Raw genomic sequence first — 12,091 nt, 5'->3', positions numbered from 1 at the left:
TCTTTCTTTTTGAGCCTTTCCATCATCTGTGGCTTCCTATGCGCGTCGCTGCAGGGCATTCCGCGTCGTTTCGACCTGCCACGCGTCACTCGCCATTTGATTGTGCTGACGATCTCGCCGCCCCCGCGCGCCGAGATGAGTGGAGGCTTGAGCTCCCTCGGTGACGGACAGGGGTGCCGACCACCGCGAACAATGAATGACGCCAGGGCGAAGGCGGCGACGAACCCCCACGATCGACGACTACAGCCGAGCTCGATCACTGATGTCCATGGCAAGAACCCTCGATTGACCTGCAACGCCGTCGCTGGCTCTTGGAGCCATGGGCGCGGAGTGCGCGAGCGGCCGGGAAGATTGGCGGGCTCGGACGCCGGGGTCAGGGTTGCCCGTTCAGGGCGTGGAGGGGGACGTCAGGGTGCGCGGCCTCGAGCCGACGACGCTTGGTCCTCAAGCCGACGAGGCTCAATGAGGCGCCGAGGGCGCCTCGGCAAGTCGTTCCGCCTTGCTCGGGCCGTACGTCACCAGCGAGCGGCGAGAGCGTCGTCGAGCTGGAGCGGCTCGGCCACGATCGCCTCATCGATTTGCACCGTGCGCGATGCGCAGATGACGGCTGAGGTCACACCGCCGGGTTGCGGAGCACCCAGGACAGCGTGAGCGTCGGGACGGAGTGGCCGGCGTCCTTCGCGATCAGTTCGATGGCGCGGATCCGCTCGAGGTAGTGGGCGCTGAGTGCGTTGGCGTCGAGGAGACGGCTGTCCTCCAGCCCGACGACGTCGAAGCGGTCTTCGTGGCGGTCGCGCAGCGCATCCTCGACCTTCATCCCGACATTTGCGCTTGGCCTGTCAGATGCGTAGGTTCGTCGCGAAAGTGCACGCATCGATGGGACTAGACGCTCAGCGCCCGGAAACCTCAGCGATCTCCTCGGGCGTATACCCGAGGAAGTTCTTCAGCACCGTCGCGGTGTGCTCGCCCAGGTACGGCGCAGGCCGGTCCAGCGAGGTGTCACTCCCCGACATCAAGATCGGGACGCCGGCGCCGTAGACATCTCGCTGCACGCCGTGGACGGGGTGCTCGAGCGGTACGACTTCACCACGAGCAAGCACACGCGGGTCGCGCACGGCGTCAGCGGTCTTACGAACGGGGCCAGCCGGGACGCCATGAGTCTTGAAGGAGACGAGCGCTTCTTCGACGGTCCGGCCAGCCGTCCACTCCGCGATGAGCTCGTGCAGTTCCTCCGCGTTGGCGACGCGCTGGTCACGGCGGGAAAACCGGGGATCCTCGGCCAGATCCAGGCGCTCGATAGCAGCGAGCACCGTATTGGCCAAAGCATCGGTCGGGGCGCAGACAGCAACCCATCCGTCCTTCGCTTCGAACAGACCGAACGGTGCGAGCCGCGGCACGGTCTGGCCCGTGCGAAGCGGAATGCCCACTTCCTCGAGCGCGTCGAACGGCTCGCTGGCCACCAGGGAGGTCAGCGTGCCGAGCATCGAGACGTCCACGTGCTGGCCCACTCCGGTGCGGTCCGTCTGCACAACGGCAGCCAGGGTGCCGATGACGGCGTACAGCGGAGCGGCAAGGTCAGCAATCGGGACGCCGAAGCGGACAGGCGGGTCGCCGGGGAGCCCGGCGGTCATCATCACGTTGCTTATCTCGCTCATCGAGACCGGACCGGATAAGCGGTCCGAAGCGATCTGCGAGTCCTTCGGCCTCGTCTACCGAGAGCGGGACTCCACTCGCAACGCGGCGCGCTGAGGCCACCCGCCGGAAGGCCGCCGCGCAGCCGCTCCTCGGCGGCTTCGTCAGGAGGGTGGATTCTCGCAGGAGCCGCTCGCCTATCAAGCCGGAATCACATAGAACCACGTACAACTCATCGAGGCGGGCTGTGCCACGGGCTGAAGAGATGACGGCGGCCCCTCGAACCCTCTACTGGCGACGTTGTGCGGTCTCGCAAACACTCTTGAAGCGTCCAGCGCCGGTGTACCAGGCTCCGAAGTTCTACTTCGCCAATCCGAAAATGATCTCGGCCCCGGCAACACCCTCGGCCCGACCATCAGCGAACCGCATGACTTCGAGCTGGAGGTCGCTGTCGCCCTAGGCGGAGCGCGGCTCCCAGGGCGTCGCCGGCGACATCGGCCACGTGCGGGTCGCCCGGGGCTCGTCAGTGCCCTGCCATTGCGGCAACCAGGGATGCCTCGAAGCCATCGCGTCCGGGCCGGCCATCGCGCGCGCGCTGCGGGCGCAGGGGGTGGCCGCCGAGAGCGGCGACGACGTCGTCACGCTGGTGCAGCGGGGCAACCTCGACGCGATCCGGGCGGTGCGCCAGGCGGGGCGCGACATCGGCGAGGTGATGACCGCCTGCGTCAGCCTCATGAACCCGTCGGTCATCGCGGTCGGCGGCTCCATGTCACGTGTGGGCGAGCACCTCATCGCGGGCGTGCGCGAGGTGGTCTACACGCGATCCATGCCGCTGGCCACCGAGCACCTCGCGATCGTTCCGTCGGCCGCGGCCGAGACCGCCGCGGTGATCGGGGCCGGGATGCTGGCGATCGAGCACGCCCTGTCGCCCGAGGCCTTCCACTCCCTCGCCGGCTGACACCTCGGGGCGGGCCGGCGCACCGCCGCACCCCCGCACCCGCGCACCCGCGCACCCGCACCCGCGCACCGCAGCGTCGGAGATCCTCGCCTCGTCGGAGGATTCAGAGCCTCCGCTCCGACCTGGTGGAGATCTCCGACGTTGTGGTGGCCGGGCAGTCGTCCCATCAAGGAACTTCTTACGAAATCTAACCAAAGCGTGTAACTTCTAGTCGGAAGCAGAGCCGTCGGTCGCCCACGCGGACCACCACATGACGATCCTGCTGAGTCCCGACGGGCCGTTCGCCCGTGCGCGAGTACCTCCGCTACATGTACACCCGCCCCGTCGGCGGCGGCAACGCACGCTACCGCTGGGCAGGGGACTGGTGGCGACACCCCGAGGCCGTCGCGCGTTTTGAAGGATTGTGGCGGTCCTGGGAACACCTGCGACGAGGAGGAATCACTCACGCTTCCGCCTCCGCTCGCGCGGACTCGACGGTCAGGCTCTCGGAGGCAACGACCGGCGATGATGCCGCCGGAGCCACAACCGCGTGGGACGGATCGTGTGCGGCGATCGAGGCGCGCAGCTCGGCCGCATGCGGGCCGCTCATCCACGGCACCGTTTCGACAAGGGTGGCCGGTGCGCCGAGGCGAACACCACGGCGCGGCCGCGAGGCAGCGCGCCCAGGTCGGCGACGTCCAAGGTCCGCTCACGCTGGGTCCCGTGCGAGGTGGATCGGGAGCCGCGGCCGACGCTGGTCGACGTGGTGCGGCGGTCGTAGTCGCCGATCATCTGCGACAGCTCGCCCAGGAACTCCGGCTCCTTCACTCCCCCGCCGTAGACGGCGACGTTCGACGCGCTCCACATCTTCCGCATTCCGTCGCGGCCCCACACCTGCACGCCTTGCGACCAGGACTGCAGGATCGTCATCAGCACGATCCCGCGGGAGCCGTAATGGCTGTACAGGTCGGGGAGATCGTGCCAGCGACAGACGTTCGCCGCCTCATCCAGGACGCCCAGCAGGGGCGTCTGCAGCCGGCCTCCAGGTTGCGTGGTGGCGTACTCTTCGGCAGCTTCCACGGCCGCCGCGGTGAGTGCCGTGACCAGCGGCCCGGCGGTGGCGCGCCCCTCCTTGGAGAAGCTGTACAGCGTGTCCGTGCTGCGCACGAACGCGTGCGGGTCGAACTGCGGCCGCGGATCCTGGGCGCCGCCGTGCGGGGTCACCCACTCGGCGATCGCGCGAACCTTCAAGCACGACGCCATCTGGACGGCCGTGCGATACACGCTGTCGCGGCGGCGGGACTCGCCGTTGACCTGTCCCGACACCGCATCGGCCATCTGGTCGTAGCCATGGCGCCGAAGGATGCGCACCGGCTCGTCGTCGCCCGGGGTGGTGGTCCAGGTAGACGCCTGCGTGATCGTCCGGTTCTCGAGAGCCGCGGCGAGGAAGAAGCCTGCGAGAAGGTCCTGGCCCGCGTCGTCGAAGTACGCATCCCCGCGACTGTCGCCCGCACGGGAGCCGGACGCGAAATGCGCTGCGAGCTTCGCGGCCTTCACATCGCCGGTGACGTAGCTGAGCGGGTTCCACTACCAGGTGGGCTGCTCGAGCGCGATGCTCTGCGGGTCGAAGGCCCACACCCGCCCCTTGGTGGCGCGGAGCTGTCGGGTCGCGTCGAGCACGTCGCGTATGTTCCTGGTGGTGAGGACGGCGCCGGGAGCGTCGGCGATGGCGGGGATGACGTACACGGTCGACTTGCCGACACGTGGGCCGGCGATGAGCGTGATCATGTCCTCCGGGGAGGCGTAGATCTTTTGGCGGCCTGCGACCGTGATGCCGATGAGCACCCGTACCCAGTTCCGCACTCCGAGCCGCTGGGCGGTCTGACGGGCACCTGCCGCCGACAGTGAGCGCAGCTGCTTGCCCGTGCCCATGTGCATCGCGGCCGAATCGACGGCCGTGCGGCGCCGTCGAGTTCGCGCGATCGCCACGGCCGAGAAGACGGCCGCCCAACTTCCCGAGTGAAACGCCGCCTGGGCAGGGTCGTCGGGAATGAACCCGTGCCAGCCGGGTGGATCGGCACAGCCACAGCCCCGCGAGAATACAGACAGAGCTCTACGCGATCCGCCCGAGGACGCCCGCACCTCACGGTTGCGCCTCAGAACTCCCCAATCGCCGCCCCGAGCCGGAGATACAGGTCGGTGACGGCTTCATTGTTGACCCGGTACCTCACCCACACGCCCCCGCGCGGCTGCCCGTCAGCCATGGGCGGGTCGGCGATGATGAGGCCGGCGCTCTCGAGTTCAACCAGACGCGGATGGATGGTGGTGGGGCCGAGTGCAAGCGCATCGCAGATGGGCTTCATCGTGGTCTCGGGATTGGCCCTCACGTAGCGGAGGATCGAAGCCTTGACAAGGTTTCCGAGCAAGGCGACAGGCTCTTCAGCGTCCTCAGAGCCGGCCGGTTGCGCTAGACGGGGCATGATCCAAGTGTGTCGCACGCGGGAGTGGCGAGTCCAGGACACCATCCCATTTAGTTGTGTACTCTTGGACCATCTTGCTATACCGTGTGGACCATGTTCGGAACCGTCGCACCCAGTTGGCCCGCTCTGGCCGCCAGGGGACGCGGCATGTCCCCCGAACGGTGGACAGACCTCTACGGCGTTGAAGGTCTAAGATCCGGCCTGCCCGCGCTCAATCTCGGCGCCTCCTCCCCAGTCACGTCGGTCGCGATAGTTCTCCACAACCTTCCGATTCTGGAGTCCAGACTGGACGGGCTCGTGCGTAGACTGCGTGCACGGCGACCGTCCCCCAGCGCGTCCCGTATGCGCACGGTTGCCGTCCTGAAAGACCAGGAGGGCTGACCGGTGACGACGAACCAGACGTCAGGACGCCGCGGACTCGTGTGGGCCATCGTCGGCGGTCTGGTTCTCATCGCCGGGATCGTGGCGATCGTTGTCAGTTCGCTGCTTGCGCAATCCGCACCAGCTCCGACCGAGAGCGCCGCACCCCAGCCGACTGCCTCGCCGTCGACCGGGGAGCCACCGGCGGGTGACGTCGTCGACGCGTCGGTCATCGATCACGGCTGGCTCCCGGAGCCGATCACGACGGATCGGGAGGTGTACATCCGAGCCGCCCTCGAAGCAGCCGCGACTTTCGACACGCAGAAGAGCACGCGCAAGGAGTGGCTCGGCTATCTCGACAGTTGGTTCACTCCCGACACCCGATACGCCGAAGCGGATCGAGCCGACCGCCTGAGAGCCGCGCAACTCGAGCTACGCCAGGGGGTGGTGCTGCCTCAGGAGGAGTGGGACTCACTGGCGAATGAGGATGGCCGGGTCGTCGCCACGGCCACGGGTGAGCCCGTCTATGTGCCGGTGACGGATGACGCGTCGGGTGACATGTCGATCGGCACGTCGGATGTGACGTTGACGTTCACCCGGTCGGATGGCAGCGGCGGGGAGACGTCGTATGAGGAGCAGGTGCGGGTGAGCGTGCAGGTGCTGTGCGGTCCCGGGTCGGTGCCAACGCCGGATTCCGCGCAGCGGGCGGGCGATTGCAAGGTGGTCCGCTACTTCACGGAGCCGTTGGAGCCCTGACATGGCAGCCCCGGTGATCGCCGCCGCAGCCCTCAACTCGAGGACTGGCCGAAAGATCCTGGCAGGGGCGCTGGTCGTCGTCGCGCTCGTCGCCGCACTGGCGCTGACACCGCTGGTGTCGATCCCGTTCGCGGTCGCCGGCAGCGCCGCGAGCTCGGTGCCGACGAAGGTCGAAGCCATACCGGTTGCGAGCGGGGAATGGGGTTTCCCGTTGAGCGGCGGGTATTCGAAGGGGCGCGGGTTCGGCTACAACCCCGTGCAGGGGTGCGGCTACTGCTCCACGAACCACCAGGGCTACGACATGGCCCAGGGCTGCGGCGCCACCATCTATGCCGCCGGTCCCGGCCGCGTCATCACCGCGGGTTCGTGGCAGGGCTACGGCAACACCGTGCGGATCGATCACGGCGGGGAACTCGTCACGCTCTACGGGCACATGCAATGGGGATCACTCCGCGTCTCCGTCGGCGACCAGATCGCCGCAGGGACACCGCTGGGGGCGGAGGGCAACACCGGCCAGTCGTTCGGCTGCCATCTGCATTTCGAAGTTCAGAAGTCCGGAACTCCGGTAGCTCCGGAACCGTTCATGGCCGGCCTCGGCCTCCCCCTGAAGTAGCAACCAGCAAGGAGCACCCCCATGCGAACCCACATCGTCCCGGCGGATGTCGACGTTCCCGACATTCAACCTGACTTCTCGGCACCGTTCTTCCAAGGCTTCCAAGTCATCGCGTCCTACATTCTCGCCGGGGCGATGCTCGTGGTGCTCATCATGCTGATCATTGCCGGCGCGGCGCTCGCATTCCGCGGCCTCGCGAACGACCGCGTGCGCACCTGGGCGGGCGAGAACATCCTGTGGATCTTCATCGCCGCCGCCGTGCTGGGCGCCGCATCCGGCCTGTTCGCCTGGTTCGTGAACTTCGACTTCGGCTTCTGATGAACATCCGCTGGCTGCTCCGGCTCGGCCTCGTCATAGGCCTCGCGATCATGCTCGGATCAGGCACCGCCGCACATGCAAGCCCCGTCGAGGCCTCGGCGCCGGTGTCCATGAACACGGTGGCCGGCGAATCCTGGTCAGCTCCCGCCTTTCCGGTTGCCTGCCAGAGCGCCGGTGGACAGGTGAGTTGCACCCCGACCGATCCGGGCGAGGTCACCGAACAGCAGTGCTTCATGGGTGTGCTGTACCAAGGGATGTCGACGACGGTGTGCACAACCTTCGATGGGCACGCCCAGGCACTGCAAAGCGCGGGTGGCACGCCTCTACTCGTGAAGTACGGGTGCAGTCTCGGCGACGCGGTGTGCCTGACGTTCGAGAACGCGGGCCGGGGGATGGCTTTGACGGCGACCGGGGTGATGTTTCTGGTGGCGGACAATATGCGGTTCGATACGTCGACGTTGTTGTGGTCGGCGGCGGTGGATCAGTGGTCGTTCTGGCAGTGGGCGATCCTGATCATCACGTTCGGGGCGATGGTGTGGGCGATCGCCGCCGCCGTCGTCTCCGGCGACCGAGACGAGCTGGTCGGCGCGCTGGTCCGCTCGTTCATCGCGATCCCAGCGGTGCCGCTCACGTTCTGGCTGACCGGGCATCTGTTGAACGCGGTCGATGACATGACCTGGTACATCCTCAACGGGGACGGGCCGCCGTCGCTGTACTCGACGTTGCAGTCGGTGATGTGGGCGGGCGGGCAGGCGAATTACTTCTTCGCGTTCCTGATCCACGGGCTGCTGATGCTCGGGATGTTCTTACTGATGCTGGTGTTCGCATTCCGCAACATCGCGCTCGCCGCGCTGATCATGGTGGGCCCGGTCGCGTGGATGCTGTTCCCGGTGCGGCGCATCGGCCCGCAGTGGGTCGTCGGATACCTCTCCGCGGTGATGGTGCTGCTGCTGACCGCGCCGCTCACGATCGGATTCGTCACGCTCATCGTCCAGGGACTGGCGTCGGTGAAGACGATCTGGAACCCGCAGTCGTGGCCGCTGCTGATCGGTTTGGTGCTAGTCGCGTTCGCGCCGTTCGCGATCTTCGGGCTGTTCAGCTTCACCGGCGCGGTCGCCGCCGACAGCATCGGCTCCCGGCTCGGCTCCCACGGTGGCCGGATGGCCGCGAACGGCGCACGCGGGGTCGCGGCCATCCCCACCCGCCTCGGCGGCCTCCCCTCCGGCGTCCGCCCCTCCGGCACCGGACCGTCGTCGAGCGGACCGGCGGCGAAGCCGACGTCCCCGCGGTCGGGGCCGACGAACGCGCCCCGCGGTGCGACCGCCCCCGCGCAGGCCCGCACCCCGGCGCCGGGTGGTGGTCGTCCTTCGAGCCCGTCCTCGACAGGGTCCGCGTCCCCACGGCCGTCGTCGTCACCGTCACCGTCACCGTCACCGCAACCGCCTCGCTCTGAGGGGAGCCCGTCATGAGCACCACACCCGAGTATCTTCGTCCGGTGCGGTTGCCGCGCCGGTCTCGGCAGGGCGTCGTCATGGGCATGGACGGGTGGCAGATCGCCTTCCTCACCGCCGCCGCCCTGGTCGTGTTGATTTTCGTGAACCGGTTCGGGCCGCTCGGTCTGCTCTACGGTGCGCCACTGTATCTGCTGTTCGGGATCACCGCGGTCACCAGCATCCACGGCGTCTCCACCCCGCGGATGGCGGGACTGTGGCTGATGAAGCAGGTCCGACACACCGCCGGCGCCACCACCCAGACGTTCCGCCCGGAACAGCCCCGGCTGACCGGGACGCTGAACCTGCCCGGCACCCGGGCGTCGATCCAACTATGGGACGGCAACCGCACGGCCGCCGCGTACAACCCGCACGATCGCTCCGTGAGTGTGATTGCGGAGCTCGAGGTGCAGGGCTTCCTGATGCACGACCTGCCGGAACGATTCGACCTCGCCGAGCAATTCGACCGGGTGCTCGGCCCATTCACACAACGGCCCGGAGTGAAGCGAGTGACGCTGCAGGAACGCACCCTGCCCACCACGATCCGCGCCGCCCGGGAGCATTACGAGACGGTGCGGCGGGTGCGAGACCTGAACCCGGAATCCCCGGTGGCCCGCAACTACCAGGACGTGATGGACCACGCCGAACAGTTCGAGGTCGCCCACCGCAACTACCTCATCCTCACCCTCGACCTGGTCACCCTCGGCTCCCAGCTGAAGGCACTCGGCGGCGGCAAGGACGCGATCGTCGCCCTCGCGCAGATCGAATCCGGCAACCTCGCCGACGCACTGTCGGCGGCGAAGATCAAAGTGCGCCGCTGGCTGTCGCCCCGCGAGGTGGCGGCACTGGGGCGGTTGGCGTTCGATCCTGAGTTCGCCGCGACCGTGCAGAACCGGCCCGACACGCTCACCGGGGTGGACCCACTCGCGATCGGCCCGATGTACCTGGACGAGCCGAAGGGCCGCAACGGGATCGTGGTCACCGACTCCGCGGTGCACACCACGATGTGGGTGCACGAATGGCCCCGCTCCGACAGCCCGGTCGGGTTTCTCGCCCCGGTGGTGTTCGCCCGTCACCCGCACACCGGGGAGGCGATCACCCACATCTTCTCCATCGTCCTCACTCCCGTCCCGGTCAGTAAGGCGTTGAAGCGGATCCGGGATGAGAAGAAGGTGTGGCGCGGCAACGAGAAGCTGCGCGCCAAGCGCGGGGCGGATGGGTCGGCGGCGGATGCGGCGGACTGGAAGGCGCTCGAGCAGCAGGAGCAGGAGATCGCCAACGGGCACGGCGAGTTCCAATACGGCGCCTACCTCACCGTCACCGCCCCCGACGAGGAACGCCTCGACCAGGCCATCGCGGGCATGCGGAACGCGCTGTCGCGGGCGGGCATGGAGGCGCAGATCCTGTACTGCCAGCAGGCCGAAGCGCTGATGGTGAACGCGATCCCGGTCGGGCTGGGGATGAAGTGATGACCCGCCACGCCGCCACCTTCACCCCCACCGGCCTCACCCGCAAGGAACGCCGCGACCTACAGAAACAGATCGCCGAGGCTCAGCTGGCGGAGAAGCCGGTGCGTTCGTCGCGGCGGGATCGGAACCTGCCGGAGCCGGCGGTGCCGGGGCCGATCGGGCCCGCGATCACGCAGGGCGGGTACTGGAATCTGGCGAAGGCATGGATCCCGCCGCATCAGGCGACGTCGCAGCACATCGCCGGCATCTACCCGTTCGTCGCCGACTCCGGTCTGGGACACCGCGGACCCATCCTCGGTGTCGACCTGAACGCCGACGCCCTCTGGCACTTCTCCCCATGGGAGGCGTACGTCGACGCCACCGAACGCGGCACCTTCTCCACCAACATCCTCGTGCTCGGCGCCTACCGGGGCGGGAAATCCGCCACCGTGAAGACCCTCGTCACCCGCTCCATCGCCTTCGGCCACCAAGTCGTCGTGCCCTCCGACCCGAAGGGCGAATGGGTGACGGTCGCGGAGGCGGTCCCGGGCGGTCGGGTGATCCGGCTCGGCGGCGGCACCGGCACCCGCCTCAACCCCCTCGACCGCGGCCCACGCCGCACCGGGGCCTCGGATGAGCAGCACGAGCAGATGGTGAAGCAGCGCCGCATCGGCACCCTCATCGCGCTCATCGAGATGACCCTCGGCAACCGGCTCACCGCGGTCGAGCACGCCGCCATCCTCGACGCCCTCGAGTCCTGCATCGCCCGCACCGGCGACCGGCCCACCCTCCGCGGCGTGTACGAGGAGCTCGGCCACCTCGCCGGCGACACGAACGCCGCGTTCCGGGCCGCCGAGGGCGCGATCCAGCCCCGATTCGTGCTCCGCCGCTTCGTCGAGGGCGACCTGAGCGGGCTGTTCGAGGACGAGTCCACGGTCGAGTTCGACCAGGACGCCCCCATCGTCGTCACCGACACCAGCGAACTCTTCGCCCGCGGCGACCTCGCCGCACAGCTCACCCAGGTGTGCTCCACGGCATGGATCCAGGCCGTGATCTCGGATCGCGCGGCGCGGCGCACCCGGTACGTGGTGCGGGAGGAGGGGTGGCGGGACATGACCTCGTTGGCGTCGCTGCGGATGTTCCAGCAGTGGCTGAAACTGTCCCGGCACTACGGGATCAGCAACATCGTCATCCTGCACAAGATGGGCGACCTCGACGCCGTCGGCGACGCCGACTCCCTGGAACGCTCCCTCGCGTACTCGATCGTGGGGGACATCGAGAACAAGTTCATCTTCCGGATCAACCACCAAGAGCAAGCCGCGCTCCGCACCCGGCTCAACCTGCCCGCCCCGCACGTGGAAATGGCGCGGCAGCTGCGCAAGGGCGAGTTCCTGGCCTACGTCGGTCAGTACTCCTACCTGGTGGACTGCTTCGCCACCTCCACGCCGTGGGAGTACGACCTGTTCGCCACCGACGACGCCGTGAACCCCGCAGACCGGGACGACGCCACCGTCCGGGTCATCGACACCGGCGCACTCGACGACTACTGGCCCCAACCCACCGACACCGCCGACAACACCGTGGATGGCTGGCTGACCGCCGAGACCCGCGACCTGACCGAGGAGCTGTGACCATGACCACCATCGCTCACCCCCGCACCTACGCGACCGTCACCGGCCCAACCGCGACCTTCATCGCAACCGACGGGCACACCGAACCGGTCACCGCCACCGCCGATGAGGACATCCGGCACGCCGTGATCCGACGGGCCAGCGACGAGGCCCGCCGCACCGGCACCCCGGTCGAGCTCGTCACCTCCGGTGACCGCGGCCAGCACCACCTGCTCGTCGACCCCACCGGCGACCTCACCCTCCTCCCCACAACCGAGCCCGAGATCGGTGAGGACGAGGACCTCGAGTTGGGGCCGTATCAGGACATCGACGACACCATCATGACGACACGTGGAGAGGAGGTGAGGGAACAGGCTTCGCAGCCGGACGCTCTCCGCGCAGGTTCCGCTCCGGCTGCGGAGTCCACCCGCCCCACCTTCCTCACCC

General features: G+C 68.2%; 11 protein-coding genes and 3 pseudogenes. 9 read left to right on the top strand and 5 right to left on the bottom strand.

Annotated elements, in window-relative coordinates:
• Nucleotides 1–613: 613 nt before the first annotated feature.
• Both JNB61_RS19155 and JNB61_RS19150 read right to left on the bottom strand, forming a co-directional pair.
• Complete coding sequence (locus JNB61_RS19155) at nucleotides 614–817, bottom strand: hypothetical protein (protein ID WP_220292545.1); 204 nt, start codon at nucleotides 815–817, stop codon at nucleotides 614–616.
• Between the two features lie 73 nt (nucleotides 818–890).
• Nucleotides 891–1,655 carry a CaiB/BaiF CoA transferase family protein gene (locus JNB61_RS19150; protein ID WP_220292547.1) on the bottom strand — a complete coding sequence of 255 codons (765 nt, stop codon included), beginning with the start codon at nucleotides 1,653–1,655 and terminating at the stop codon, nucleotides 891–893.
• A 440-nt stretch (nucleotides 1,656–2,095) separates the two neighbouring features.
• Here JNB61_RS19150 and JNB61_RS19145 point away from each other — a divergent pair.
• Nucleotides 2,096–2,590: pseudogene (locus JNB61_RS19145) on the top strand (ROK family protein); the annotation flags it as partial.
• Nucleotides 2,591–2,877: 287 nt separating this feature from the next.
• Nucleotides 2,878–3,024, top strand: a pseudogene (locus JNB61_RS19140) (DUF4913 domain-containing protein); the annotation flags it as partial.
• A 151-nt stretch (nucleotides 3,025–3,175) separates the two neighbouring features.
• Here the strand turns inward: JNB61_RS19140 and JNB61_RS20230 are convergent.
• The 3 genes from JNB61_RS20230 to JNB61_RS19130 all read right to left on the bottom strand — a co-directional run bounded on the left by JNB61_RS20230 (nucleotide 3,176) and on the right by JNB61_RS19130 (nucleotide 4,995).
• The gene (locus JNB61_RS20230; protein ID WP_308289247.1) at nucleotides 3,176–4,126 is read right to left on the bottom strand and encodes a type IV secretory system conjugative DNA transfer family protein; all 951 of its coding nucleotides are present in this window, start codon (nucleotides 4,124–4,126) and stop codon (nucleotides 3,176–3,178) included.
• Nucleotides 4,127–4,156: 30 nt separating this feature from the next.
• Nucleotides 4,157–4,507: a hypothetical protein gene (locus JNB61_RS20225; RefSeq protein WP_223214990.1), complete on the bottom strand. Its 351-nt coding sequence runs from the start codon at nucleotides 4,505–4,507 to the stop codon at nucleotides 4,157–4,159.
• A gap of 218 nt (nucleotides 4,508–4,725) precedes the next feature.
• Nucleotides 4,726–4,995 carry a winged helix-turn-helix domain-containing protein gene (locus tag JNB61_RS19130; protein WP_220292549.1) on the bottom strand — a complete coding sequence of 90 codons (270 nt, stop codon included), beginning with the start codon at nucleotides 4,993–4,995 and terminating at the stop codon, nucleotides 4,726–4,728.
• 438 nt (nucleotides 4,996–5,433) lie between these two features.
• Between JNB61_RS19130 and JNB61_RS19125 the strand changes: the two genes are divergently transcribed.
• The 7 genes and pseudogenes from JNB61_RS19125 to JNB61_RS19095 all read left to right on the top strand — a co-directional run.
• The gene (locus JNB61_RS19125; RefSeq protein WP_220292551.1) at nucleotides 5,434–6,165 is read left to right on the top strand and encodes a hypothetical protein; all 732 of its coding nucleotides are present in this window, start codon (nucleotides 5,434–5,436) and stop codon (nucleotides 6,163–6,165) included.
• Nucleotide 6,166: 1 nt separating this feature from the next.
• Complete coding sequence (locus JNB61_RS19120; protein ID WP_220292554.1) at nucleotides 6,167–6,778, top strand: M23 family metallopeptidase; 612 nt, start codon at nucleotides 6,167–6,169, stop codon at nucleotides 6,776–6,778.
• A 21-nt stretch (nucleotides 6,779–6,799) separates the two neighbouring features.
• Nucleotides 6,800–7,096 carry a hypothetical protein gene (locus JNB61_RS19115; RefSeq protein WP_220292556.1) on the top strand — a complete coding sequence of 99 codons (297 nt, stop codon included), beginning with the start codon at nucleotides 6,800–6,802 and terminating at the stop codon, nucleotides 7,094–7,096.
• Entirely contained in the window at nucleotides 7,096–8,565 is a 1,470-nt protein-coding gene (locus tag JNB61_RS19110) for a hypothetical protein (protein ID WP_220292557.1), read from the top strand. The genes JNB61_RS19115 and JNB61_RS19110 overlap by 1 nt, the downstream gene beginning before the upstream one ends.
• Complete coding sequence (locus JNB61_RS19105; protein WP_220292559.1) at nucleotides 8,562–10,055, top strand: SCO6880 family protein; 1,494 nt, start codon at nucleotides 8,562–8,564, stop codon at nucleotides 10,053–10,055. Before JNB61_RS19110 ends, JNB61_RS19105 begins: the two co-directional genes overlap by 4 nt.
• Nucleotides 10,055–11,665 carry a hypothetical protein gene (locus tag JNB61_RS19100; RefSeq protein ID WP_220292561.1) on the top strand — a complete coding sequence of 537 codons (1,611 nt, stop codon included), beginning with the start codon at nucleotides 10,055–10,057 and terminating at the stop codon, nucleotides 11,663–11,665. The genes JNB61_RS19105 and JNB61_RS19100 overlap by 1 nt, the downstream gene beginning before the upstream one ends.
• A 2-nt stretch (nucleotides 11,666–11,667) precedes the next feature.
• Nucleotides 11,668–12,091, top strand: a pseudogene (locus JNB61_RS19095) (hypothetical protein); the annotation flags it as partial.

It is taken from the genome of Microbacterium ureisolvens (genome assembly GCF_019511645.1).
In the GTDB taxonomy this organism is placed as follows: domain Bacteria; phylum Actinomycetota; class Actinomycetes; order Actinomycetales; family Microbacteriaceae; genus Microbacterium; species Microbacterium ureisolvens_A.
This window is presented reverse-complemented; position numbering and strand designations above follow the sequence as displayed.

What these genes read in the sequence shown, in the direction of transcription:
- JNB61_RS19155 (WP_220292545.1), bottom strand. Translation starts at nt 817, where the DNA reads ATGAAGGTCGAGGATGCGCTGCGCGACCGCCACGAAGACCGCTTCGAC.
- JNB61_RS19150 (WP_220292547.1), bottom strand. Translation starts at nt 1,655, where the DNA reads ATGAGCGAGATAAGCAACGTGATGATGACCGCCGGGCTCCCCGGCGAC.
- JNB61_RS20225 (WP_223214990.1), bottom strand. Translation starts at nt 4,507, where the DNA reads ATGCACATGGGCACGGGCAAGCAGCTGCGCTCACTGTCGGCGGCAGGT.
- JNB61_RS19120 (WP_220292554.1), top strand. Translation starts at nt 6,167, where the DNA reads ATGGCAGCCCCGGTGATCGCCGCCGCAGCCCTCAACTCGAGGACTGGC.
- JNB61_RS19115 (WP_220292556.1), top strand. Translation starts at nt 6,800, where the DNA reads ATGCGAACCCACATCGTCCCGGCGGATGTCGACGTTCCCGACATTCAA.
- JNB61_RS19110 (WP_220292557.1), top strand. Translation starts at nt 7,096, where the DNA reads ATGAACATCCGCTGGCTGCTCCGGCTCGGCCTCGTCATAGGCCTCGCG.
- JNB61_RS19105 (WP_220292559.1), top strand. Translation starts at nt 8,562, where the DNA reads ATGAGCACCACACCCGAGTATCTTCGTCCGGTGCGGTTGCCGCGCCGG.
- JNB61_RS19100 (WP_220292561.1), top strand. Translation starts at nt 10,055, where the DNA reads ATGACCCGCCACGCCGCCACCTTCACCCCCACCGGCCTCACCCGCAAG.